The following is a 24,932-nucleotide window of genomic DNA, read 5'->3' on the forward strand; positions in this document are numbered from 1 at the left end:
AAAGAAAACCTGAACAAAACTGTTCAGGTTTTCATCTATTTAAAATATTGTCTTACTATATTATTTACCATACTTCCATCTGCTCTGCCTTTAACTTTAGGCATGACATTTGACATTATCTTGCCTATATCCTTAACTGAATTTGCTCCAACCTCTTCAATAGCTTCTTTAACTATTTTTTCAAGTTCTGATTCAGTCAATTGTTGTGGTAAGTAATTTAACAGTATGCTAATTTCTTTTTCCGTTAACTCCACTAAATCCTGCCTTTGACCTCTATGAAAGTCTTCAATAGCATCCTTCTTTTGCTTTACCTGTTTTGAGATAACGTCAATAATGGCTTCATCATTTAATTCTATTCTTTCATCAACTTCTTTTTGCTTAATAGCTGCTCTTACCATTGTGATAACATTTTTTCTAAGTTTATCCCCATTTTTCATAGAAGCTTTTAAGTCATCCATTAACCTATCTTTAAGGGACATCATGTTTCACCTCTTATCTTGATCTAGAGTTTTTTCTCCTTGCAGCCTCGGATTTTTTCTTACGTCTTACGCTTGGCTTTTCATAATGCTCTCTTTTTCTAACTTCTGCTAATACACCAGATCTAGCGCATTGTCTTTTAAATCTCTTTAAAGCATTATCTAATGATTCATTTTCCCCGACTTTGATTTCTGACATTCGTTCTCCCTCCCCTCAACCACTACAACAGGCCTTTAATATACTATATGCAGTAAGTGGAATTCGGCACTAGATTATTATACATTAAATATCAGAATTATGCAACTTAATTTTTAGCCTGGTGGCCATTGTAGCTGTCTGCCTCCTAACAAATGAAAATGTATATGCTCTACTGTCTGACCTCCAAATTCGCCACAGTTGTTTACAATTCTATATCCTTGTTTATCTAAACCTTTTTCTTTTGCAATATTTTTTATTGCAACAAATATATGGCTAATTAAATCAGAGTTGTTTTCATCTATATAGTTAGCTGAGGGTATATGTTCTTTTGGTATTATCAAAATATGAGTAGGAGATTGCGGGTTTAAATCATAAAATGCAACTGTTTTATCATCTTCATATACCTTATTAGTAGGTATATCTCCATTTACAATTTTACAAAAAATACACTCTGACACCCGTTTCACCTCCTTATATTTATTATAATATTATCAAAACATGCATATTCCATTAAGTATGGACAGCATAATTCTAATGTGAAACGAAATATAACTTCTTATCATATTACTATCTATATACTATTCAACAATACTATAGAAAAATCCTTCCTAATTTCCTAATAGAGTATTTTCCCAACCATATTTTCACCTTGTACTTTTTCAAGTTCAACTGGAAGTATCTTACCTTCAAATAAAGTGTCAGCTTTAGCTAAAACTCTTATATAGTTAGTTGTATAGCCTTCTATAAAATCCATGCTTATTTTTGATTGTTCTTCAAATAAAACATCTAATGTAGAACTAATGAATTTTTCATTAAATTTTTGAGTATTTTCATCCCCTATTTTTATTAGTTCCTTACTCCTAAGCTGTTTTATATTTCCTGGCAATTGATTTTTATGTTTCGCAGCAGGTGTACCTTTTCTAGGCGAGTAAGGGAACACATGTATTTTAGAAAATCCAATTTCATTAACAAGTCTACATGTTTCAGAAAATTCTTCTTCAGTTTCTCCTGGAAATCCTACTATTATATCTGTAGTAATACCTGCGTTGGGCATATATTCTCTTATTAGTTCTACTATTTTCCGATACTCATCAGTCGAATACTTTCTATTCATTCTTTTTAAAACAGAATCACTTCCACTTTGTAGTGATAGGTGAAAGTGGTCACATGCCTTTGGAAGCTTAGTCAGTCTATCTAAAAATTCTTTGGTCACAATAGTAGGTTCTATAGACCCTAATCTAATTCTTTCAATACCAGAAATCTGATGCACACTCTCTATAACATCTATTAATCTAATTTCTCCCATATCTTTACCATACGAAGCTATATGTATACCAGTCAATACAACCTCTTTGAATCCACTTTTTGCGAGTTTATCTACCTCAGTCAATATATTTTCTAATTTTCTACTTCTTATTGGACCTCGAGCATATGGTATTATACAATATGAACAGAACTGATTACAGCCCTCTTGAATTTTCAAAAATGCCCTTGTTTTTCCTTCGATGTTCTCAATCATCATTTCTTCAAACTCATGTTGCTTCATAATATCAGTTACTATATTGATTTTTTCTTTACTCTCTCTTACCCGATTACTTAGTTCTACAATTCTATTCCTGTCTTTGGTGCCAATAATTATATCAACCTCGTCAATTGCCATTATCTCTTCAGAAGCAGTCTGGGCATAACACCCTACAACAGCAACAACTGCATCTGGATTGTTATTCTTTGCTCGGCGGATGAACTGTCTTGATTTTCTATCACCAAGATTGGTTATGGTACAAGTATTTATGACGTATACATCTGCAATCTCATCCTCATGTACTACCTCATAGCCGTTCTTTTCAAAAAGCTCCGCCATTGCCTCTGTTTCATATTGATTTACTTTACAGCCTAGAGTATGAAAAGCAACTTTGCTCATTAAATCACCCCTAAATCTCCTAGTTCGTATAATACTATTGCAGATGTAATAAATCCTGCTGTTTCAGTTCTCAGTATCCTAGGGCCAAGAGATACTATCTTAGCTCCAATAGCTTTTAACAATTTAATTTCTTTATCTTCAAATCCACCTTCTGGTCCAATTATTATATTTACTTTTTTATAAGATTTATCTTTTAATACTTCTTTAATCCCCATAATCTCTTCATTCTCATAAGGAACTATTATAAATTCATCTCTACTCAGAGTTTCTAACACCTCTTCAAAAGTAAGAATCTGACATACCTCTGGAATTATACTCCGCTTACTTTGCTTCGCGGCTTCTTCAGCTATCTTATGCCACCTTTCAAGCTTCTTCTCCTCTTTTTTTCTATCTTGTATTTTCACTACAGTTCTATCAGTTATGACGGGAATAATTTTAGCCACTCCTAATTCTGTAGACTTTTGTACAATTAAATCCATTTTTGTAGACTTAGGTATTCCTTGATACAGTATAACTTCAATAGGAGGCTCTGTGTCAGATACTTTAGTCTCTAAAATATTGCAAATTACTTTTTCCTTAGACAAATCACAAATCTCTGCAACATAGTCAGTACCCTGTTTATCGCATAGAGATACGATATCACCTTCAATAAGTCTTAAGACATTTTTTATGTGTTTGACATCCTCACCTATTATCGTGATTTTATTGTCTTGTATATTTTCCTTATCAACAAAAAATCTATGCATAATTTTATTCACCCAACTTAGCTACTACACTTGCCCATTCACCTAAAGTAATTGTATCGATTATTTCCAAACCTTCTGCTATCATCGCTTCTTTAACCATATCTATTTTTTCATGTATTATTCCAGATGTAATAAAAATTCCACCCTTTTTTAGAAATCTAGGTATATCTTTAGTTAAAACTACAATAATCTCTGCAATTATATTTGCAACTATAATATCACTAGTTTCATTAACTACATCTAGTAAGTTTCCATGTCTGACATCTATTATATCTTCAACATTGTTAATTCTAGCATTTTCCTTTGTTACCTTAACAGCTAGCTCATCAAAATCAACAGCTACAACTTTTTCGGCACCAAGCTTTGCTGATGCTATTGACAATATTCCACTTCCACAGCCTACATCAAAAACAGTCTGTCCTGAATCTATGTATTTCTCAAGCTGCCTAATACATAATATAGTAGTTTCATGAGTGCCCGTACCAAATGCCATGCCTGGATCAAGCTCTAATATTATGTCATTATCCTCTTTTTTATATTCCTCCCAAGTAGGCTTCACTACAATCCTATCTCCTATTTTTTTAGGCTTATAGTATTTTTTCCATGCCTCTGCCCAATCCTTCTCATATACTTCTGAAGTAGTAACTTCTCCAAGACCTTTGTCTAAATTGTATAGTGGAATTTTTTCAACATTTTGCTTTATTAGCTCAATCTTATCTATTAAGTCTTCACTTTCTGGAAAGTATGCCTTTACTATTACTCCTTCATAGTTCTGCTCTAACAAGCTAGGCTCTATATAATCCCAACACTCATCACTTTTAGCATACAAAATGATATCATTCGGATCTTCAATAGATAAACCTCCTGCTCCAACATCATATAATATGCTTGAAACAGTCTCCACCGCCTCGGCTGTGGTTTTCACTTGTACTTCGATCCATTTCATATCATTCACATCTCCTATAAATAGTATTCTAAAATATTATACCCTATATGTTTGAAAAAACACAAAGGTTTATTAAAGCTGATATAATAATAACTCCATAAATATGGAGTTATTATTATCCTGAAAAGGCATCCTTAACTTTATCAAAAAAGCCTTTCTTATGCTCATAGACCTTTTCTCCACTTTCTACAGCAAATTGCTTAAGAATTTCTCTTTGCTTGTCAGTTAGTTTTGTTGGAACCTGTACAACAACCTTGACATATTGGTCTCCTCTTCCATATCCTCTTACATTAGGTATGCCTTTGCCTTTAAATTTCAATACTGTATCTGTTTGAGTCCCCTCAGGAATTATATGCTTTATTTTCTCTTCAAGAGAAGGAATCTCTATCTCTCCGCCAAGCGCAGCCTGTACAAATGATATAGGCACTTCACAGTATATATCATTTCCTTCTCTTGTGAATATTTCATGAGGCTTCACATTTATATATATATATAAGTCTCCATGAGAACCTCCTTTTTCACCAGCCTCTCCTTCTCCTCTTAGAGGGATAACTGAACCTGTATCTACACCAGCAGGTATTTTAATATTAATTTTTCTTGCTTTTCTTTCTTTTCCTGATCCAGAACATTTGCTACAAGGCTTATCAATTATCTCTCCTTGACCATTACACCTATCGCATGTACCTACTCTTACGAACTGACCAAAAGGAGTGGATTGAGCATATTTTACTTCTCCTGAACCATTACACTTAGGACATTTAATTTTGCTAGTTCCAGGCTCTGCTCCCGTACCACTGCATTTTGAACAATTTTCAGTTCTTTTAAACTCAATTTCTTTATCAACTCCAAAAACCGCTTCCTCAAACTCAATATCTAACCTATATTTAATATCAGAACCTTTTCTAGGTGCATTTCTCCTAGTACTACTAGAAAAACCACCTCCAAACATATCAAAAATATCCTCAAATATATCTCCGAAGCCTCCGAATCCTTCAAATCCTTGACTAAAGCCGCCTGCCTGACCACTTACACCTTCATGCCCAAATCTATCATATCTAGCTTTTTTATCAGGGTCGCTTAGTACCTCATAGGCTTCATTGACTTCTTTAAATTTTTGCTCAGCGTCTTTATTATCTGGATTTAAATCAGGATGATATTTTTTAGCTAATTGTCTAAAGGCTTTTTTAATTTCTTGTTCAGTAGCATTTTTATCAACGCCTAATACTTCATAGTAATCTCTTTTACTCAATGTTTCACCACCTTCTAATGGGGTATTACACTATAATTATAAACGATTATTAGTTTAATTTATTTGATACAATATGTCAATAGCCAATATAAAAGCTAAATCCCAAAGGACTTAGCTTTATATATGCTATTTGTCATCGTCTACTACTTCATAGTCAGCATCTACAACATTATCATCATGACCACTATCTTGATGAGGTTCTCCTTGAGCACCTTGCTGTGAAGCCTGTTCATATAATTTTTGAGATAGCGCATGGAACTCAGTTGTAAGTTCTTCTGTCTTTTTCTTAATATTTTCAATATCAGTTCCCTCAAGAGCTTTCTTTAACTCATCTAGTTTGCTTTGAACTTTTTCTTTTTCATCACCAGCTAGTTTTCCCTCAAGCTCTTTTAGTGTCTTTTCTGTTTGATATACTAATGAATCTGCATTGTTTCTAGCTTCTATATTTTCTTTATTCTTTCTGTCCTCTTCTGCAAATTGTTCAGCCTCTTTAACTTTTCGTTGTATCTCTTCTTCTGATAAGTTAGTAGAAGCAGTTATAGTTATCTTCTGTTCTTTTCCAGTTCCTAAATCCTTAGCGGATACATTAACGATACCATTAGCATCTATATCAAAAGTTACTTCAATTTGTGGTACTCCTCTTGGTGCTGGTGGAATTCCTGTTAACTGGAATCTTCCTAAAGTAATGTTCCCACTAGCCATTTGTCGTTCACCTTGTAGTACATGTATATCAACTGCAGTCTGATTATCAGCAGCTGTAGAGAAAACTTGACTTTTCTTTGTAGGTATAGTTGTATTTCTCTCTATAAGCTTAGTAAATACTCCACCTAAAGTTTCTATACCTAATGATAGTGGTGTTACGTCTAGTAATAGTAAATCCTTGACTTCACCACTTAAAACTCCAGCTTGAATTGCTGCTCCTAAAGCAACTACTTCATCTGGGTTAACACCTTTATGTGGTTCTTTTCCTGTTAGATTCTTAACTGCCTGCTGTACTGCAGGAATTCTAGAAGAACCACCTACAAGTATAACTTTATCTATATCTGCTGCAGATAGACCGGAATCGCTTAGAGCCTTCCTAGTAGGTACCATAGTTCTTTCTACTAGATGAGCTGTCAACTCATCAAACTTAGCTCTTGTTAAGTCCATAGTTAAATGTAATGGACCTGCTTGTGTAGCAGTTATAAATGGTAGATTTATATTAGTTGTCATTACGCTTGATAGCTCTTTCTTAGCTTTTTCAGCAGCCTCTTTTAATCTTTGAAGTGACATTTTATCATTTCTTAAATCTACACCATGTTCTTTTTTAAATTGTTCAGCCATGTAGTCTATGATTACCTGGTCAAAATCATCTCCACCAAGGTTATTATCTCCACTAGTAGCTATAACCTCAAACACTCCATCTCCTAACTCAAGTATGGAAACATCAAAAGTTCCTCCACCAAGGTCAAAAACCATTATTTTATGATGGTCTTCATCCTTATCCAGACCATAAGCTAATGATGCAGCAGTAGGCTCATTTATTATTCTTCTAACATTTAAGCCTGCTATTCTTCCTGCATCTTTTGTTGCCTGTCTTTGACTATCTGAAAAATAAGCTGGAACAGTAATAACTGCATCTGTTATTGTTTCCCCTAAATAAGCCTCGGCATCTGATTTTAGTTTTTGAAGTATCATAGCTGATATATCTTGAGGAGAATAATTTTTCCCATCTATTGTTACATTGTGGTCTTTTCCCATATATCTCTTAATTGAAGATATAGTTCTATCAGGATTTGTAACTGCTTGTCTTTTTGCTGTTTCCCCAACAAGTCTTTCTCCTTCTTTTGTAAAGGCAACTATAGAAGGAGTAGTTCTATTACCTTCAACGTTTGCGATAACAACTGGCTCTCCACCTTCCATTACTGCCACGCAAGAGTTTGTTGTTCCTAAGTCAATTCCAATAATTTTTGACATATTTATTCCTCCTTATGTAGTACTTAATTATTTTGAAACCTTAACCATACTAGGTCTTATAACTTTATCTTTCACTTTATAGCCCTTTAGAAACACTTCTGTCACTACATTTTCCTCATATTCATCACTTTCCTCTTGAGCAACTGCATGGTGAAAATTAGGGTCAAATTTTTCACCAACAGCGTTTATTTCCTCTAGCCCATTAGCCTGAAGTGATTCAATTAGTTGATTATAGACCATCTCAACCCCTTTATAAAGGTTTTCAACATTAGTCTCTTTTGTATCTACTTTAAGTGCTCTATCAAAATTGTCCATAACTGGAAGTAAGGATGCTATAATTTCTTGTGCTGCAAAATGATAAGAACTTTCCTTTTCCTTCTCTGTTCTCTTTTTAAAGTTATTAAAATCTGCTTGAAGCCTAACATATCTATTCATAAGCTCTTCGTATTCTGCTACTTTACTATTGTATTTCTCCAAAACATCTTCAACATTGATTTCTTTATCATTTTCCATTTCTTCTACATTAGCTTCAAGGTTACTATTTACTTCTTCACTTTCCAGGGTATGTGTTGCTAAATCCTCTTTAGATTTTTTCTCCATTTTCAATCCTCCATTCAAAGAACAATATTCCTATGTTCCTTCTATTCATATACTAGGTGTAAGATAAAGCTCTTACACCTTATTCATTAAAATATTTTTTCAATATTTCATTTAAGTCTAATGACAGAGATCTTACAACATTAATTGCATTAGAGTAATTCATTCTTGTAGGTCCTATTACCCCAATCTTTCCTATTGTTCTTCCATTTAGGCTATAGGTAGCTGTTATTACACTACAATTCTTTATTTCATCATAGGCATTCTCATTGCCAATTGTGATTTCAACATCATTTTGTTCTCCGCCTAGCATCATTGATAAAATATTTGGTTTATTCTCTAAAAACGAAATAAACTCCCTTGCTTTTTCAAGATCATTATATTCAGGGAAATTAAATATCTTAGTTACGCCATCTAAGAATACCCCTACTTCTGTTGTATCTTCTAATACGTGCATAATTATTGGAAAAATATCCAAAATAGATTGCTTAAATTCGTACATCTCCTTTACAAGCTTATCTAAGACTTCAGAATTAATCTCTCCAATATTATAACCCTTTAATTTATCATTCAAATAATTAGAAATTATATTTAACTGCTCAGAAGAAATATCTGAATCTGTTCTCAAAACAGTATTTTTTACTATGCCTGAATTTGTCACAATTACAACTAATATCTTAGTTTCATCTATAGGCACTAGTTGAATATGCTTTAGCTGACTTTTTTTAATTTGTGGAGCTATTGCTAGAGATGTATAATTAGTTACCTTTGAAAGAATTTTAGCAGCATTGTAGATAAGTTGGTCCACCTCTCCTATTTCCTTCACAAGCTTGCTTTTTAGGTCATGTCTTAAAATAAAGCCTAGATTACCTGATTGTAATAATCTATTCACATACAGTCTATAGCCTTTGTCTGATGGTATCCTGCCTGCGGAGGTATGTGGTTGCACTAGGTATCCAAGTTCTTCTAAATCAGACATTTCATTTCTAATAGTTGCAGAACTAACACCTAAGTCAAAATTTTTAGAAATAGTTCTAGAGCCTATAGGCTCTGCACTATCAATATAGCTTTGTATAATTGCCTGCAAAATCTTAAGTTTTCTATCATCAAGCATCATACATATCACATCCTATTTTATTGTTAGCACTCTCATTTAACGAGTGCTAATCCTCATGATTTTAAATTATCATTGTTATATTAAATTGTCAATACCTTTTTTTGCTTTGTTATGTCTATGGAATGATTTCCATAAAAACAATGTTACATAAATCTAACCCTTTTTTTGAAAGTTTTATATTTCCTTTACTTTCTTCTAATAAACCTTCTACAATAAATTTATTTATAGTTTTACCATAGACCTCGTTAATATTAGTATCAAACTTTTTTTTGAAATCCTTTGAATTGATTCCATTAATTAATCTTAGACCTAGAATTAAATATTCTGCCATCTCCATTTGACTATCTATAAATTCTTTTTCTACTAAAGCTAGGTTTTTATTGGATATTTGCTTAAAATAGATAGTCATATCTTCTGTATTACCATATCTATATTTGTTAAAGTATGAATGAGCAGATAAGCCTAATCCTATGTATGGTTCGCACTTCCAATAAATTAAATTATGCTTGCTTTCGTAGCCTTTCTTTGCAAAGTTTGATATTTCATAATGATAGTAACCCTTTTTTTCTAATAACTCAATTCCTCTATGATACATTTCTCTTTCTGTATCCTCATCAGGAAGGATCAGTTGTTTATTAATATAGCTATCATAGAATGGTGTACCTTCTTCTATTTTTAAGCTATAGTATGATATATGCTCAGGCTGTAATTGGGTAGCTAGTTCAGTTGTTCTGATAGAGTCTTCTAGAGTTTGTTCGGGAAGATTAAACATAAGATCAAAGCTAATGTTATTAAAGTCATATTTTCTAATTAGATTATAGGTATTGATAAAGTCTTCTACTGTGTGTATTCTTCCTATTTTCTTTAACATAGAATCATTCAAAGATTGAACACCTATACTAATTCTATTTATTCCAGCAGTTTTATAAATTTGCAGCTTATTTTCATCTAAAGTTTTTGGATTTGCTTCAATTGTTATTTCTGCTACTTTACTTGCATTTGTTTTCTTATAGATATGTTCAATTATTTCATATATGAATTTTCCATCAATTATAGTTGGAGTACCGCCACCTATAAATATTGTACTTACATTGTAATCTTTAAGAGCCTCTTCATATAAATCAATTTCTTTTTTTATATATGAAACGTATTCTTCTGCTCTATCTATCATCTTAGGAAAAGAACAAAAGTCGCAATAGTAGCATTTACTGTGGCAAAAAGGAATATGAATATATATTCCAACATCTTTCATAAATAACACTCCCTTATATATTTAGAAGCTAAGGAAATTTTCCTTAGCTTCATTCTATGAAAATTATAGAAATACACACTCACGGTTTCGGACATGAATAATTCTATAGCTCATTACGATAAAAAATCCTACAACTTGCAAACTCGCTTCGCTCAAACAGTGCAAGTTGCTTAACGGATTTTTAATCTACATTCGCTAAGAATTATAGTCATGTCCTGCAAATGTTCGCTTAGTATTTCTATAATTTTCTATATTCTTATTTCTCATCATATTTTAACACAGCTAAAAACGCCTCTTGTGGTACTTCTACGCTACCAATCTGTCTCATTCTCTTCTTTCCTTCTTTTTGCTTCTCTAGTAGCTTTTTCTTTCTAGAAATATCCCCACCATAGCATTTAGCTAACACGTCTTTTCTAAGAGCTTTTACAGTTTCTCTTGCAATAATTTTCCCACCAATAGCAGCTTGAATAGGTACTGCAAACTGATGCCTTGGTATTACATCCTTTAGTTTTTCTGCAATCATTCTACCTCTCTCATATGATTTGTCCTTATGCGCAATGATTGAAAAGGCGTCAACTAATTCTCCATTTATTAGAATATCAAGCTTAACAAGCTCTGATTGCTTGTATCCTTTTAAATCATAATCAAGGGAGGCATATCCTCTTGTCTTTGATTTTAGAGCATCAAAGAAATCATAAATAACTTCATTTAAAGGTAGTTCATAGTGCATCACTACTCTAGTTTGTTCTAAATATTCCATGTTTTTAAAAACTCCACGTCTATTTTGACATAACTCCATAATAGCGCCAACATAATCGGTGGGAGTCATAATAGTTACATCTACTATTGGTTCTTCCATATATTCTATTTCAGTTGTATCTGGAAGATTTGTAGGATTCTGAAGTTCTAACATTTCTCCACTTTTCTTCTTTACTTTATAAATAACGCTAGGAGCTGTAGTTACCATATTCAAGTCAAATTCTCTCTCTAATCTTTCCTGAATAATCTCCATATGAAGAAGTCCAAGGAAGCCACATCTAAAACCAAACCCTAAAGCAACTGATGTTTCAGGCTCAAATACTAAAGCAGCATCATTTACCTGAAGCTTTTCTAACGCCTCTCTAACACTATTATAGTCTTCACCTTCAGCTGGATAAATACCGCAGTAAACCATTGGGGTTACCTTTTTATATCCTGGAAGTGGTTTTTCTGTAGGTCTTAAGGCTTCGGTAATTGTGTCCCCTACTCGAGCATCCTTTACATTTTTTATACTAGCAGCAATATAACCTACATCACCTGCAGCTAATTCTTTTACCGGAGTATGTTTGGGTGCAAATATACCTACCTCAGTAACTTCAAATTTTTTATTTGTTGACATCATTTTAATTTCCATACCAGGTCTTATTACGCCATCCATTACTCTTATCATAGCTATAACACCCTTATAGCTATCATAATAGGAATCAAAAATAAGGGCCTTTAAAGGAGCCTTTATATCTCCTTCAGGAGCAGGTATTTTTTCCACAATACTTTCAAGAACATCCTCTATGTTTAAGCCATCTTTTGCTGATATAAGTGGAGCACTTTCACAGTCAAGTCCTATAACATCTTCAATCTCTTTTTTTATCTCATCAGGTCTTGCACTTGGTAAATCAATTTTATTGATAACAGGTACTATTTCTAGATTTTGATCTAAGGCTAAGTAAACATTGGCTAATGTCTGAGCTTCAATTCCTTGTGCAGCATCGACTACAAGCACTGCTCCTTCGCATGCTGCTAAGCTTCTAGAAACCTCATAATTAAAGTCCACATGTCCTGGAGTATCTATAAGATTAAATATATACTCATTTCCATCCTTTGCTTTATACACAAGTCTTATAGTTTGTAGCTTAATTGTTATTCCTCTTTCTCTTTCTAAGTCCATATTATCAAGAAGCTGGTTTTGCATCTCTCTTGAAGTAAGTAATCCTGTTTTTTCAATTAATCTATCTGCCAAAGTTGATTTGCCATGATCAATATGAGCTATTATAGAAAAATTTCTAATTCTTTTTTGTCTATCGTCCATATACTATCCTCCTCATTTACAGGGAAAAATACCTTTTACAATTATAACACAGGTTAATAACTGATAAAAGACCAGAATTTAATTTACCTGGTCTTTATTTTTATCCAAATCTTATCCAAATAATTGTCTGCTAGTTTAACAAAATCCTCCATAATTTTCTTAACATAGTCTATTTTATCATCTATTTCTTTTTTATCAACCAAATAATCTGTTCCTAGCAAATGAACTTTATAGAAGTTATCATTATAACTGAAAAAATAAAGCTGTTTATCTTGGATATTCATCATATCCCTAACAGCTTTGTCTACTGTATCTAAACCAAATACAAAAATTATAATAGATAAAATAAGAATGACTGTCTTTATTCTTCTTTGTCTTTTATGAATTTTACTCTTTTGATATCTTTCAACTCTACTTTCCAAAATAATCACCAATGTATATTATTAGCAATTATTTGGTCTTTTATCCCTATTTGTAAAGAGAGCCAAATCTATTATCAAAAGGAAAATATCTGTATGTGGCCTTTCCTTTTATAGCGCTTATAGGTATAAGCCCTAAGTACCTACTATCTTTACTTGCACCTTTGTTTCTATTATCTCCTAAAACAAATAAATATCCCTTTTCTACCCTCCACGAACTGTTTTCATAGCTATAAGTATACGCATCCTCAGATATATAGTTCTCTTTATAAGGCTCTCCATTTACATAAACTTTGCCATCAATTATCTCAACTGTATCTCCTTCTATTCCTATAACTCTTTTTATGTAATCCTTATCTGGATCATCAGGAGCTTCAAGAACTACAATATCTCCGCGTTTAGGTTGGCTAATTTTATAAATTATTTTGTTTGTAAACAGCCTGTCTCGTTCATGTAATGTAGGGTACATTGAATATCCAAGAACATAGGTTGTATTAAACAAAAAGGTTTTAACTAATACTGCAATTACTACAGCAAAGGCTATACTCTTTAACCATTCTAATATTTCTTTTCTAATATTGTTTTTTTGTTCTTGTTTCATGTTCTTCTCTTCTTGTTCTACGTTCTTATGTTCATTCATCATGTCTTTTACCTCCTTAGGCAAAATTCCTAAGAACAATTATAACATTAATTTATATAAAAAAATAGTTTTGTAAAGAATTTTAATCTTGTTTTTCTATACCTTCTATAACCTTATGTAAAATTTCTCCAATATACTTGGCAGATTCTCGTGCTTCTTCTATGGTATTTAAGTTACTACCTACTTCTAGCAATGCACAGTAATCACTTAAATATTGATTAAATTTTCCGCTTTGTTTTATAATAATTCCTTTGAACAATCCTGGGTACATACTTTCAGAAGTATGTCTTATATAATTTGCAAATTTTATAAGCTGTTCCTTATTTGGGTTGCTTGGACCTATGACTAAAGAAAAGGTTGCGACACTTTTCCCATCTATAGTGACTCTAGCGGCCTTCTGAGCTTTACTTAAGGCTGTAGGGATTTCTGTCTCTATTCCATCCCTATGAATATCTAATATTACTTTGATACTACTATTCTTACTCAATTCTTCTTTTACTGTAGCTAGAGAATTATTATAGGATTTATTATAAGAAGGTATATCATGATATTTATCTACCCATTTTAATTTATGCCCTTTTTCCTCAAGTACCTTTGCAATTATTTCTCCTACTGCTAGCACATTATATTCTCTATTTTCACTATGGAATCTATCTGTAGTAATTGGCAAATAAGCTTCTGTTCCATGAGTATGATATATTAGAATATACGGATTTTCATGGTCTAAGCTTACACTTTTTGGAGTCTCAATATATAGTTTATCGTCATGTTTTTTCCCCATAAGTTCTAGTTCTTGATTAAGCTCATCTCTTTCTGTTGGATCCTCAACAAATATTATGTCACTAAGCACGATATACCCCTCTAACTCTTGTATTTTTTCACTTTCTACATTATCTGATTTCCATGAATACGTGTCGTTAAATGCATTTACAATAGCAGGAAGATGAGGCTTTATGTAAAAGTTAGGCTTAAGTACGACTGCTAGTCTACTAAAAAGGCTGTTTTTAAAAGGCTCTAGTTTTGTTTCAACGTACTCCATTTCATATGCCGCTTTCATATAAGAGCTTGAATTAAGTAATATTCTTAAAAAAAAGTCACTTTCTATTATATCCTTTTCTGATTTAATCTCTTCTATATTTGTTTCGTTTTCAATTTTAACTTCATTTAATGGTAATACGCCTTTATCTTCGTTTGTTGTTATTGAATTAAATACTGATACTACTTTCTCTTCATCAATACTATCTTTATCAACCATAGATGCTTTCTTAATATATGATAATTTTTTAATTACGTTTGCACCAAGAAATAAATTTGATAAGCATAATATAGCTACTATTACATATGTAATTCCTTTATTAAAATTCTCGTTTCTCATCATCTCTAACAACTCCTTCAACTCCTTAAGTGAAAATGTTATATGAAATTATATTCTATATAGTTTGCTATTATGAATATTGTTAGAAAGCATATTGTCGAAATCTATAATTTTGTACAAGCTGATTTTACAGAGGCTAAACAAAAAACCCTATAGTTTTTATAGGGCTTTAAGTAAAAATTATCCGTTAATATATTAATTTATGTATCTATTCACATCTTTCAAATCAATTCCATGATGTAAGGCAATATTTATTCCATTGGCAACTATTAATGATAAATTATTTATAAGCTCATCTATTTCTTTTGGAGTCACTACAACATTGGGCATATAAGGAGTTAAGACCTCCTTAATTAGTTGATATTTGTCTTGAGATTCCATTTCTTCAAGCATAGCATAAAAACTAGTACCTTTATCAGCTTGATTTTTTAGTTCTGCAATTATTAATTCCATTGTGTCATTTATCATAGTAGCAGCATCAACTACAGTAGGAATTCCTATGGCGTATACAGGTACACCTAAGAATTCTTTATTCAATGCTTTTCGTGCATTACCTATGCCTGAACCTGGGCTTATGCCTGCATCAGTTATTTGAATAGTTGTACTAACTCTTTCCATTTTTCTAGAAGCTAGTGCATCTATGGCAATAACAATATCTGGATTGATTTTTTCTACAATTCCTTTAATCGTTTCACTTGTCTCTATACCTGTTATTCCCATGACCCCAGGAGAAATAGCAGATACATTTGTCATATCTTCATCTTCTGTCTTATTATAGGCTTCAAAAAGATGCCTAGTAACATATACCTTATCTATAACCTTAGGCCCTAATGCATCTGGAGTGATATTCCAATTACCTAATCCTACTATTAATGATTTAGTCTGTTTATTTGGGTTAATTATATTTCTTAGCTCCTTTGCCACTGCTTGACTGATTTCATCCTTTAAATCTTGATCGGCATTTTTCAAAGCTGGCACATCAATAGTAATATAAGTTCCAACTGGTTTTCCTAATTTTCTTTCTCCACTCTCATTTAAGATTTTAACTCTGGTAACATAATAGTTTTCTTTTTCCTCCTTTTCTATTTGAACATCTTTTGTGTCACTCTTGTTTTTCTGTTCAAATATTTCTCTTGCCTCAATGGCTAAGTCTGTTCTTACTTGAAACATTATTTTCACCTCCATGAATTTTCCATTGATTATTTATATATTTTTATATATAATATATACTTGCACTAGTTGGTTGTATTTATACTTTCTAGAATATCGAATAATTTGTATATAAATTGGTTATAAAAGAAATAGCATATTTTTCTTGCAATTTCCTTTTCTTCATGGTAAAATTACTTTTGTTAAGGCTTTCGAAGGGGGTGAACCTGTTGGCAAATATTAAATCTGCTAAAAAGAGAATAGAAGTTATCAAAGTTAAAACTGCTTTAAATAAGTCTAGAAAATCTGAAATTAAGACATATATTGCTAAATTCAATAAAGCTGTTGAGAGCGGAGACTTAGATTCAGCAAAATCTTTACTTAAATTGGTAGAGAAGAAATTGTATAGAGCAGCTGCTAAAAATACTATCCATAAAAATGCTGCAGCTAGAAAAGTAAGTCGTTTGACAAAAAAGTTAAATGAGGCTGTGTAGTTACCATATTACACAGTAACTTAATAAATAAAAGAACTTCGGGCCAAGCCCGAAGTATTTTAATTTTTTGCCGATTATGAAAGATTAAATATTTTCTTTAGTTCTTCATATTTTTTGTGAGTTATTAACGCATCATTTTCTATATCTTTAAAGTGAACTACATAGGTCCATCTTCCATAGGGTGATATCTTAATTATTTTTGATGTATTTATTAAGTATGACTTATGACATCTAAAAAAATTAAGCTTTCCTATACGTCTTTCAATATCGCTTAATCCTTCAGAAGTATTATACTTATTATCAGGTGTATATATGACAGTACTTTTTCCCTCTCTTTGGATTAGTACTATACTGTCCATATCAATAAAATTAACTCCATCCTTATTTTTTATAATTAGTTTATCTGATATAGATTGTTGATATACTACTTTTTCTTGACCTTTATCTTTAGGATCTGACATTATTTCCTTAACTCTATTTAAGGTCTTAATAATTCTATCTACTTTAAAAGGCTTTGTTATATAATCAAAGGCATATACTTCAAAGGCATCTGGCATATAACTAGGATGAGCCGTTGCAAAAACTATCATTTTCTTTGGATCTATATCAGATATAAGTTTGGCACATTCAATACCATCTAACTTTGGCATCTCTATATCTAAGAAGATCAACTGAGGGTCTAGCTCTTCAACTAACGATAGAGCTAAACTACCATCCTCAGCCTCTCCAACTACCTGAAACCCCTCGATTCTTTCTATTATTTTTCTTAGCACAAGCCTCATGCCACTTTCATCATCTGCTATTAATACTTTTATGCACATTGTACATCAATCCCTTTCTTCCCTTTGGATGCCCAAGGATTTCAGACATGATAATTCCATCTAATAAGCTCTTCTTTGTTAATTCTAAAGAGTATTTTTTTGCTGAGTTTATTTTGTTTTCCTCTGCTTCTTTTTTACAATCATTAAACTCAAAGTCTTTCATTATACCAACTCCGCTCCCTAATATTAGTCATCAGACTTATCTGCCTTTCCAATGTTCGATATAGACTCCCTCATATCTGTATCTGCCATAATGTTTCTCATATTGTAATAATCCATCACACCAATTTTCCCCTCAGTTAATGCTCTTGCCATAGCCTTTGGCACTTCTGCTTCTGCTTCAACTACCTTAGCTCTCGCTTCTTGTACTGCAGCTACCATTTCCTGTTCTTTTGCTACAGCCATTGCCCTTCGCACTTCAGCCTTTGCTTGAGCTATGTGTTTATCTGCTTCAGCTTGATCAATTTGTAGCTTAGCTCCTACATTTCTTCCAACGTCAACATCTGCAATATCTATTGATAATATTTCAAAGGCTGTACCTGCATCTAACCCTTTCTCTAATACTGTTTTAGATATTAGATCTGGATTTTCCAAGACCTCCTCATGAGTTATAACTGAGCCTATGGTAGTTACAATTCCTTCTCCAACACGTGCAATGATAGTTTCTTCTCCTGCTCCACCAATTAGCTTATCTATACTTGCTCTAACAGTAACTCTTGCCTTTACTATAAGTTCTATACCATTCTTAGCAATAGATGCTATATTAGGCGTTTCTATGACCTTAGGCTTTACAGACATCTGTACAGCTTCAAATACATCTCTACCCGCTAAATCAATTGCTGTTGCTCTTTCAAACTCTAAAGGTATATTTGCTCTTTCAGCAGCTATTAAAGCATTCACTACACTATCAATGTTTCCACCTGCAAGGTAATGAGCCTCTAGTTGATCGCTTGTAATATTTAGTCCTGCTTTTCTACTCTTTACAAGAGTTGTTACTACTCTATGTGGACTTACCCTTCTTAATCTCATGCCCACTAAAGTAAATATACTAATCTTTACATTTGCTGCAGCAGCTGATATCCAAAGCCCAACAGGAATAAAGCTAAAAAATAAAGCCAATACAATAATAATCACTGCAATAATAATAATTAATGCTATTGTTGACATAGTATCCCCCTCCTAATTGTAATTTCAGTTCCTTATTTGTCTAACAACTATTTTTCGACCTTCAACCTTAGTGACTTTTACCAATGTATCCTTTGGTATAAAATCTCCTTCTGAGATTACATCAAGCTTTACTCCATCAAAGTCAACTGTACCAGCTGGTCTTAGAACAGTTAACGTGGTACCTACTTTATCTAAAAAATACTGCATATCATTTGTACCTATATATCCTTCATCTTTGCTAATTGAGGTAGATAATATTATTTTATTTGGAAGTCTACCTTTACTAACAGATCTTATGAGTATAGATGTAAGCACCCCTAATATTGCTAGAATTATTATTATTAAAATCAAAGCTTCAAGCAATGTTTTAGCTGTTACTATGACACCAGCAATTAGAAAAATAATTCCTAATATGCCTGAGACTCCAAATCCTGGAACGAAAACCTCTATAATCATAAGTAAAAATCCTAAGCCGAAAAATATAACAGATAATATACCTATACTTTGGACTAATTCTGCCATTACCATATGTTCACTCCCTTCCGATGATTATTAGATAATTTTATATTATATCTATAATATCTATATATAAATACATATTTAATAAACAATACATTTAGAGGTCTCATATGTCGCTTTCATCAGCTATTATTCAGATGGAATATAGACACTAAAGGTTGTCACGCTTTGATTGCTATCTACAGTTATCTTTCCATTATATTTTTGTGTTATTTTCTTAGTTATTGCTAGCCCCATACCCTCTCCTCTATTTCTTTTAGTTGTATAGCCCGGCTCAAAAATACTATCCAGCATCTCTTTAGGGATTGATTTTCCACTATTCCTAATAGTAAAAACATAATTTGAATCTATTTCAACTATTTCAATATTAATAAATCCTTTTTCCTTTGACTCTTTTACGGCATCAATGGCATTATCGATTAAGTTTCCAAGAACTCTACACATTTCCCAATCAGGAACTATTAGGTTTTCAAGTCTTGTATCAATATGTAGTTCTACTAAAATATCTTTATTCTCACAGTCTACTAATTTAGCTTGTAAAAGTGCATTTATAGCTGCATTTGAAGTTTTTAGTGACCTATTTACCTTTATGATATCTTTATATACAGTCTCAATATAGTTAGAAGCTTCAGTATATTCATTTAATTCGATTAAGCTATAAACAACTTGTAGATGATTTAAGAAATCATGCCGTTGGGCACGTAATACATTATTAAGTTCTGATATATTTTGTAAGGATATACTTTTCATATTGTTTTGCAGACTTAGATCTCTTACCACCCTTATATCCTTCAAAACGAGAAAATTATTAATTAGAGAAATAGACACTAAACTAATTAGGAGCAAATCAAAGCTATTAATAGGCAAAAAACTTAGATTGTCTCTTAACAAATACACGGTTATTAGACCAGTTACTAAAATCACCTGTATCAAGTTAATAACGACAATAATTCTAATGGCCTTATTAGCATAGATGTTAAAATTTTTATTCATAAAAATTCCCCATTCATTTAATATAAGTTACTTATTTCAGATATGAACATTTCAACTGCTAAACTCCACTCCATCTTGCCTGTTTTAATAGTTCTATCAACATCAAGAGCTTTTTCTAGTATAGTATTGAGATTTGTAGAAGAAAAATTTTTTGTTTGCATTAATAGCTTTTTTACTACAAAGGTAGGGACATTAATTTTTTGAGATATATCGCCTTGGCTATACCCCTTTTCTCCATAAAGCTTCGTTAGCATCAACAGTCTCAGTTGCCTAATTATCATGTGAAAAATCAACTGAATAGGTTCATTGTCTAAAATCATATCATTAAATATAGATAAGGCTTCATCAACCTTTTTCTCTCCTATTGCATCTACTAGTGCAAAAACATTATTTTGAAGCGACTTGACTACTCCTTTTTCAATATCTTCTTTTTCTACAATTTTTCTTTGCCCGAGATAACTACAAATTTTGTTAATTTCATTTTCAAGATCATACAATGTACGCTCATTATTGGAATCGTAATATCCAGCTTGGTGCAAAAAAAACTGAATATCTATATTTGAAATACTTTTTTTATTTCTAGAAAAAACACTTTGAGTCCACTTTATTAATTCAGCATCTCTTAGCTTTAATAACTGTACTATTTCACCATTTTGCTTAATAATCTTAATCACTTTTTTTCTATTATCAATTTTAACTTCATTTAAAACAAACAGCAAACAAGTAGATGAATTAAGTTTCCCCAAATAGTTGCATAGCTCATCTTCATCTAAGTTATTGGTTTCTTTCTTAGTAGTAAATAAGGGAAGATCTTCTACCACAACTATTTTCTTATCAGACATAAATGGTAATGTTTCACATGCATTTATTATTTTATCTGTAGTTGTCTCTTTTCCATCAATATAAATCATATTAAGCGATTCAAAAGCTACGTCAATATATTTTTGCTTGATATTAGATATTATATAATCCTTCAAATACATCTCATTTCCATATAAAAGATAAACATTTTTGAGTTCATCATTTTTAATATCTTTTAGCATCTCCTTATAGTCCATCTGACGCACTCCTTTATCAATTCTCTTTTGAAAGCTATACCAATTGCTTAAGACTTGCAAATACCAATACAGCACTTTAATTGTAATTCTTCTGGTGTAGAATAGCAGTCAATATAAATAATACATAAGAAAACTGAAATTCCTATATAAATAATCATATACAACAACTCATACCTATACTTTTCTATTATATCATTAAATGTAACTTTATCTGTGATATATGTATATATTTCTATGCCTTCTTTATCTATTTTAAATCTTATCAAACCATTTTCATCATTTCTAAATATTTGTGTCCCTATCTGTCTATATCTTTCTAATACTTCATCATTGGGATGGCCAAAGTTATTTTTACCTACCTGAATTACTGCATAAGAAGGCTTTATTTTATTTACTAGCTCTGAGGTAGATGATGTAGAACTCCCATGGTGCGGAACTTTAATGACATCTATTTTATTTATTCTATTATCATTAACCATCCTGTATTCTACTTCCTTTTCAATATCACCAGTAAAGAATATACTCTTACCATAAGATTTTAGAATTAAAGCTAAGGACAGGTTATTTTCATTTTCAATATTATCAGCTGACACGTTATAAAGTGGATTTAAAACTTCTATTTTATTATAATTATCTATATGAATTAAATCACCTTCTGATATTTTATTGACTTTAATGTTATACTTATTTGCACTATACATGATTTCCTTGTATAGATAGTTTTTATTGTCCTCATATCCGATAAAAATATTGTCAATCCTTATATTATTTATAAGAGGAATCACTCCTTCAGCATGGTCCTCATGGAAGTGGGTTATAAAAATTGCATCTAATTTATTTATACCTTTCTTAAGCAAATATGGCAGTACTATTCTTTCCCCTACATCAAAATCTCCAAATATATTTCCTCCAGCATCTATAAGAAATACTTTGTCTCTTGTAGAGACAAGACAGCTATCTCCTTGTCCGACATCTATAAATTCTAGGGTTGTTTCACTAATAGTTATGAAAGAAACAAAACTTACTATAGAAACAATAATCAAATAATAGTAAATAAGTAGATTTATCTTAGGCTTAAACACATCTATCTTTATTATTCTAAGACAAATAAATATCATAAGATAGTAACATAGAATGTATCCAATCCCTAAAGATGGTAACGATATGTTAAGAAAAGAAAAATTATAGAATATATCTATTATCAAGTTAGTAAAATCTAAAATAACATTTAATAAAAAACCTAATAGTATAGATAAATTAATAGATACTAAAGACATTAATATTAGTACAAGACATAATATTAAAGAAAATGAGAATATAGGTATTAGTATTAGATTTGAAATTAACGACATTACTGCGTACGAGTTAAAGTGATATGCTAAAACCGGAAGCAAACCTATTTGCACAGCAAATAATGTAGACAATAACTTGGCTCCCTTTTTACTATATATAGATATAAGCCATTTGATTCTAGGAGTAAGTATGATAATAGAAGCTGTTGCAACAAAAGACAATTGAAATCCAACATCATATATCCAAAGTGGTTTTATAAGTAATAGAAGAAAAGCAGCAAGTGACAATGTATTAATAGAATCATATCGTCTATAAACTAATGAAGATAACGATAGTAAGCTAAACATTATAGATGACCTTAGTACAGATGCCGGAAAACCAATCAAATATCCATAGCTCCAGATTATAATTAAAGCAACAACAATTGATTTTCTCTTATCAATACTCAACAACCTCAAAGCTTTTGATATAAACATATATATAATTCCTATATGCAAGCCAGACACAGCTAATATATGGGATAAGCCTAATTCTCTAAATCTTGTCCCAGTTTCATCATCTAAAAAACTACTATCTCCCAATACTATAGAGTTCATTATATTGCTGTTTTTTTCATTTAAAGTAGTATCTAAGATTCCTTTGATTCTTTCTTTAAATTTAACTCTTAGAAGCATGCCGTGACTAAGCTCACCTTTAGATATAATATCTACATATGTACTATTTGCATTTAAAGTTGTATATATTTTTTTCGTTTGTAAATAAAGTCTGTAGTTAAACAAGCCAGGATTTGTATTTTCTTTTGGCAGTAAAAGAACACCTCTAATTCTTACTTCATCATTTAAATCAAGTACTTGTCTATCATAATAGTTAAGAAGCATTTTTTCTTCTATCCTATAGACCTTATCAGCATACATAAGCTTTTCTACTTTTACTACATATGTACTCTTAGTTTCACTAAATATGGTTTTACTTTGTACAACTCCTTCTAGTACTATTTCCTTATCAACAAAATAAGCTAATTCGCTTTGTAAACTATTTGTAGTCATTATGATGCCAAGAAATAGGAACAAAAAAAATAACAATAAAGTATAGCCTCTATTTAAAAAGTACGAAATCAATAGTCCTAACATTAATAAAGCTATTATTAAAGTTATTAAGTTTGTATTTATGTCCATACTGACTGAAATGCATATTCCTATAATAAATGGGATGATCAATATAAAAAACAACCTTTTCATAATAACTCCTATCCCCATTATTTTGTTAAACTACTATTTTAGTATATTATAGCATAATAAATAAATCTAGAAAAAAAGAACTCACTTATTTGAAGGCCACTAAAAAGTTATGTATCTCTCTTGTCGTCTAAGATTTAGCCTAAGAACCTCATGTTTGGTAAGTATGAGTTCTTCGCTAACTCTAGTATAACAAAATAATACTTTTTAGTGGCCTCTCAACATATGAGCTCTTGAATCTACTATTGATTTCCTAAAGTGGCTACCATTACAGCTTTTATAGTATGCACTCTATTTTCAGCTTCATCAAATACAACTGAGTGTTTGCTTTCAAAGACTTCATCTGTAACTTCCATAGCTGTTAATCCATATTTTTCATATATTTCTAAGCCAACTGAAGTTTTCAAATCATGAAATGCTGGTAAACAGTGTAAGAATAACACATTTTCATCAGCTTTTTTTATCATATCCATATTCACTTGATATGCTTTTAAAAGCCTAATTCTTTCCTCAAAGTGTTCTTCTTCACCCATAGATACCCAAACATCTGTATAGATAACATCTACAGCCTTCACTCCATCATCAACTGAATCTGTAATAGTTATACTAGCACCTGTTTCCTTTGCAATTTCTCTTGCAGTATTTACTATCTCATCTTCTGGGAATAATTCCTTTGGAGAAACTATTCTCATATCCATTCCCATTTTAGCCCCACCAATTAATAGTGAGTTTGCCATGTTATTTCTTCCATCTCCTACATATGCAAACTTAATCCCTTTCAAATATCCTTTATGCTCTTTTATAGTTAAAAAGTCTGCTAAAATTTGCGTTGGATGATATTTATCAGTTAGTCCATTCCATACAGGAACTCCTGAATATTCTGCTAGTTCTTCTACCGTTTCGTGTTTAAATCCTCTAAACTCTATACCATCAAACATCCTGCCTAAAACTCTTGCAGTATCTGCGACCGATTCCTTTTTGCCTAGCTGAATATCTCCCTTACCCAAATACTCTGCATGTGCTCCCTCATCAACTGCTGCTACAGTAAATGCACATCTTGTTCTAGTAGAAGGTTTTTCAAATATTAATGCAATATTTTTACCTTCTAAGTTTCTTGGTTTGATTCCAGCATATTTTAGTCTTTTCAAATCAGCTGCTAAATCGATTAGATATTCAATTTCCTTTGGCGAAAAATCTCTGAGTGTTAAAAAATGTCTTCCCTTTAAATTAAATGCCATTAAAATT

The 24,932-nt window shown here is 31.6% G+C and carries 25 protein-coding genes; 1 reads left to right on the plus strand and 24 read right to left on the minus strand.

What is annotated here, in order from left to right:
* Nucleotides 1-35: 35 nt before the first annotated feature.
* The 16 genes from DW1_RS10190 to gpr form a co-directional block, all read right to left on the minus strand.
* Nucleotides 36-479 carry a GatB/YqeY domain-containing protein gene (locus DW1_RS10190; protein WP_074350522.1) on the minus strand — a complete coding sequence of 148 codons (444 nt, stop codon included), beginning with the start codon at nucleotides 477-479 and terminating at the stop codon, nucleotides 36-38.
* A 13-nt stretch (nucleotides 480-492) separates the two neighbouring features.
* Nucleotides 493-675, minus strand: coding sequence for a 30S ribosomal protein S21 (rpsU, locus tag DW1_RS10195; RefSeq protein WP_074350523.1), 183 nt, complete (start codon nucleotides 673-675; stop codon nucleotides 493-495).
* A gap of 113 nt (nucleotides 676-788) precedes the next feature.
* Nucleotides 789-1,133 carry a histidine triad nucleotide-binding protein gene (locus tag DW1_RS10200; RefSeq protein ID WP_074350524.1) on the minus strand — a complete coding sequence of 115 codons (345 nt, stop codon included), beginning with the start codon at nucleotides 1,131-1,133 and terminating at the stop codon, nucleotides 789-791.
* Nucleotides 1,134-1,291: 158 nt separating this feature from the next.
* A complete protein-coding gene (mtaB, locus tag DW1_RS10205; RefSeq protein ID WP_074350525.1) occupies nucleotides 1,292-2,596 on the minus strand; it encodes a tRNA (N(6)-L-threonylcarbamoyladenosine(37)-C(2))-methylthiotransferase MtaB in 1,305 nt (434 codons plus the stop codon).
* The gene (locus tag DW1_RS10210) at nucleotides 2,596-3,342 is read right to left on the minus strand and encodes a 16S rRNA (uracil(1498)-N(3))-methyltransferase (protein WP_074350526.1); all 747 of its coding nucleotides are present in this window, start codon (nucleotides 3,340-3,342) and stop codon (nucleotides 2,596-2,598) included. Before DW1_RS10210 ends, mtaB begins: the two co-directional genes overlap by 1 nt.
* Nucleotides 3,343-3,346: 4 nt before the next feature.
* A complete protein-coding gene (gene prmA, locus DW1_RS10215) occupies nucleotides 3,347-4,288 on the minus strand; it encodes a 50S ribosomal protein L11 methyltransferase (protein WP_074350527.1) in 942 nt (313 codons plus the stop codon).
* 115 nt (nucleotides 4,289-4,403) lie between these two features.
* Nucleotides 4,404-5,537 carry a molecular chaperone DnaJ gene (gene dnaJ / locus DW1_RS10220; protein WP_074350528.1) on the minus strand — a complete coding sequence of 378 codons (1,134 nt, stop codon included), beginning with the start codon at nucleotides 5,535-5,537 and terminating at the stop codon, nucleotides 4,404-4,406.
* A 126-nt stretch (nucleotides 5,538-5,663) separates the two neighbouring features.
* On the minus strand, nucleotides 5,664-7,493 hold the full coding sequence (gene dnaK, locus DW1_RS10225; protein ID WP_074350529.1) for a molecular chaperone DnaK: 1,830 nt from the start codon (nucleotides 7,491-7,493) through the stop codon (nucleotides 5,664-5,666).
* A 27-nt stretch (nucleotides 7,494-7,520) separates the two neighbouring features.
* Complete coding sequence (gene grpE / locus DW1_RS10230) at nucleotides 7,521-8,093, minus strand: nucleotide exchange factor GrpE (RefSeq protein WP_074350530.1); 573 nt, start codon at nucleotides 8,091-8,093, stop codon at nucleotides 7,521-7,523.
* Nucleotides 8,094-8,172: 79 nt separating this feature from the next.
* The gene (hrcA, locus tag DW1_RS10235) at nucleotides 8,173-9,207 is read right to left on the minus strand and encodes a heat-inducible transcriptional repressor HrcA (protein WP_074350531.1); all 1,035 of its coding nucleotides are present in this window, start codon (nucleotides 9,205-9,207) and stop codon (nucleotides 8,173-8,175) included.
* A gap of 115 nt (nucleotides 9,208-9,322) precedes the next feature.
* Entirely contained in the window at nucleotides 9,323-10,459 is a 1,137-nt protein-coding gene (gene hemW, locus DW1_RS10240) for a radical SAM family heme chaperone HemW (protein WP_074350532.1), read from the minus strand.
* Between the two features lie 256 nt (nucleotides 10,460-10,715).
* Entirely contained in the window at nucleotides 10,716-12,524 is a 1,809-nt protein-coding gene (gene lepA, locus DW1_RS10245) for a translation elongation factor 4 (protein ID WP_074350533.1), read from the minus strand.
* Nucleotides 12,525-12,607: 83 nt separating this feature from the next.
* Complete coding sequence (locus tag DW1_RS10250; protein ID WP_143474405.1) at nucleotides 12,608-12,955, minus strand: hypothetical protein; 348 nt, start codon at nucleotides 12,953-12,955, stop codon at nucleotides 12,608-12,610.
* A gap of 37 nt (nucleotides 12,956-12,992) precedes the next feature.
* Nucleotides 12,993-13,586: a signal peptidase I gene (gene lepB, locus DW1_RS10255; protein WP_242942479.1), complete on the minus strand. Its 594-nt coding sequence runs from the start codon at nucleotides 13,584-13,586 to the stop codon at nucleotides 12,993-12,995.
* 79 nt (nucleotides 13,587-13,665) lie between these two features.
* Nucleotides 13,666-14,961 (minus strand): stage II sporulation protein P, encoded by a 1,296-nt coding sequence (locus DW1_RS10260; protein ID WP_074350535.1) that lies wholly within the window; start codon nucleotides 14,959-14,961, stop codon nucleotides 13,666-13,668.
* A 192-nt stretch (nucleotides 14,962-15,153) separates the two neighbouring features.
* Nucleotides 15,154-16,128 (minus strand): GPR endopeptidase, encoded by a 975-nt coding sequence (gpr, locus tag DW1_RS10265; protein WP_074350536.1) that lies wholly within the window; start codon nucleotides 16,126-16,128, stop codon nucleotides 15,154-15,156.
* A 209-nt stretch (nucleotides 16,129-16,337) separates the two neighbouring features.
* Between gpr and rpsT the strand changes: the two genes are divergently transcribed.
* Nucleotides 16,338-16,601, plus strand: a complete 264-nt coding sequence (gene rpsT, locus DW1_RS10270; protein ID WP_074350537.1) for a 30S ribosomal protein S20 — start codon at nucleotides 16,338-16,340, stop codon at nucleotides 16,599-16,601.
* 74 nt (nucleotides 16,602-16,675) lie between these two features.
* On the opposite strand, the gene DW1_RS10275 is transcribed toward rpsT, so the two are convergent.
* The 8 genes from DW1_RS10275 to argF form a co-directional block, all read right to left on the minus strand.
* Entirely contained in the window at nucleotides 16,676-17,422 is a 747-nt protein-coding gene (locus DW1_RS10275) for a LytR/AlgR family response regulator transcription factor (RefSeq protein WP_074350538.1), read from the minus strand.
* On the minus strand, nucleotides 17,394-17,585 hold the full coding sequence (locus DW1_RS10280; protein WP_074350539.1) for a hypothetical protein: 192 nt from the start codon (nucleotides 17,583-17,585) through the stop codon (nucleotides 17,394-17,396). Before DW1_RS10280 ends, DW1_RS10275 begins: the two co-directional genes overlap by 29 nt.
* A gap of 23 nt (nucleotides 17,586-17,608) precedes the next feature.
* Complete coding sequence (floA, locus tag DW1_RS10285; RefSeq protein WP_074350540.1) at nucleotides 17,609-18,589, minus strand: flotillin-like protein FloA; 981 nt, start codon at nucleotides 18,587-18,589, stop codon at nucleotides 17,609-17,611.
* 24 nt (nucleotides 18,590-18,613) lie between these two features.
* Nucleotides 18,614-19,117: an NfeD family protein gene (locus DW1_RS10290; RefSeq protein WP_074350541.1), complete on the minus strand. Its 504-nt coding sequence runs from the start codon at nucleotides 19,115-19,117 to the stop codon at nucleotides 18,614-18,616.
* Between the two features lie 120 nt (nucleotides 19,118-19,237).
* Complete coding sequence (locus DW1_RS10295; RefSeq protein ID WP_074350542.1) at nucleotides 19,238-20,101, minus strand: sensor histidine kinase; 864 nt, start codon at nucleotides 20,099-20,101, stop codon at nucleotides 19,238-19,240.
* A gap of 17 nt (nucleotides 20,102-20,118) precedes the next feature.
* Nucleotides 20,119-21,159: a DNA polymerase III subunit delta gene (gene holA / locus DW1_RS10300; RefSeq protein WP_074350543.1), complete on the minus strand. Its 1,041-nt coding sequence runs from the start codon at nucleotides 21,157-21,159 to the stop codon at nucleotides 20,119-20,121.
* A gap of 47 nt (nucleotides 21,160-21,206) precedes the next feature.
* Complete coding sequence (locus tag DW1_RS10305; protein WP_159433584.1) at nucleotides 21,207-23,627, minus strand: DNA internalization-related competence protein ComEC/Rec2; 2,421 nt, start codon at nucleotides 23,625-23,627, stop codon at nucleotides 21,207-21,209.
* Nucleotides 23,628-23,929: 302 nt separating this feature from the next.
* The gene (gene argF, locus DW1_RS10310) at nucleotides 23,930-24,925 is read right to left on the minus strand and encodes an ornithine carbamoyltransferase (protein ID WP_074350545.1); all 996 of its coding nucleotides are present in this window, start codon (nucleotides 24,923-24,925) and stop codon (nucleotides 23,930-23,932) included.
* Nucleotides 24,926-24,932: the final 7 nt, after the last annotated feature.

Origin of the sequence: Proteiniborus sp. DW1, from assembly GCF_900095305.1 — a bacterium.
GTDB lineage: Bacteria > Bacillota > Clostridia > Tissierellales > Proteiniboraceae > Proteiniborus.

Coding starts and splice junctions, on each gene's coding strand:
- DW1_RS10190 (WP_074350522.1), bottom strand. CDS start 479: ATGTCCCTTAAAGATAGGTTAATGGATGACTTAAAAGCTTCTATGAAA.
- rpsU (WP_074350523.1), bottom strand. CDS start 675: ATGTCAGAAATCAAAGTCGGGGAAAATGAATCATTAGATAATGCTTTA.
- mtaB (WP_074350525.1), bottom strand. CDS start 2,596: ATGAGCAAAGTTGCTTTTCATACTCTAGGCTGTAAAGTAAATCAATAT.
- DW1_RS10210 (WP_074350526.1), bottom strand. CDS start 3,342: ATGCATAGATTTTTTGTTGATAAGGAAAATATACAAGACAATAAAATC.
- prmA (WP_074350527.1), bottom strand. CDS start 4,288: ATGAAATGGATCGAAGTACAAGTGAAAACCACAGCCGAGGCGGTGGAG.
- dnaK (WP_074350529.1), bottom strand. CDS start 7,493: ATGTCAAAAATTATTGGAATTGACTTAGGAACAACAAACTCTTGCGTG.
- grpE (WP_074350530.1), bottom strand. CDS start 8,093: ATGGAGAAAAAATCTAAAGAGGATTTAGCAACACATACCCTGGAAAGT.
- hrcA (WP_074350531.1), bottom strand. CDS start 9,207: ATGATGCTTGATGATAGAAAACTTAAGATTTTGCAGGCAATTATACAA.
- hemW (WP_074350532.1), bottom strand. CDS start 10,459: ATGAAAGATGTTGGAATATATATTCATATTCCTTTTTGCCACAGTAAA.
- lepA (WP_074350533.1), bottom strand. CDS start 12,524: ATGGACGATAGACAAAAAAGAATTAGAAATTTTTCTATAATAGCTCAT.
- lepB (WP_242942479.1), bottom strand. CDS start 13,586: ATGATGAATGAACATAAGAACGTAGAACAAGAAGAGAAGAACATGAAA.
- DW1_RS10260 (WP_074350535.1), bottom strand. CDS start 14,961: ATGATGAGAAACGAGAATTTTAATAAAGGAATTACATATGTAATAGTA.
- gpr (WP_074350536.1), bottom strand. CDS start 16,128: ATGTTTCAAGTAAGAACAGACTTAGCCATTGAGGCAAGAGAAATATTT.
- DW1_RS10275 (WP_074350538.1), bottom strand. CDS start 17,422: ATGTGCATAAAAGTATTAATAGCAGATGATGAAAGTGGCATGAGGCTT.
- DW1_RS10280 (WP_074350539.1), bottom strand. CDS start 17,585: ATGAAAGACTTTGAGTTTAATGATTGTAAAAAAGAAGCAGAGGAAAAC.
- floA (WP_074350540.1), bottom strand. CDS start 18,589: ATGTCAACAATAGCATTAATTATTATTATTGCAGTGATTATTATTGTA.
- DW1_RS10290 (WP_074350541.1), bottom strand. CDS start 19,117: ATGGTAATGGCAGAATTAGTCCAAAGTATAGGTATATTATCTGTTATA.
- DW1_RS10295 (WP_074350542.1), bottom strand. CDS start 20,101: ATGAATAAAAATTTTAACATCTATGCTAATAAGGCCATTAGAATTATT.
- holA (WP_074350543.1), bottom strand. CDS start 21,159: ATGGACTATAAGGAGATGCTAAAAGATATTAAAAATGATGAACTCAAA.
- DW1_RS10305 (WP_159433584.1), bottom strand. CDS start 23,627: ATGGACATAAATACAAACTTAATAACTTTAATAATAGCTTTATTAATG.
- argF (WP_074350545.1), bottom strand. CDS start 24,925: ATGGCATTTAATTTAAAGGGAAGACATTTTTTAACACTCAGAGATTTT.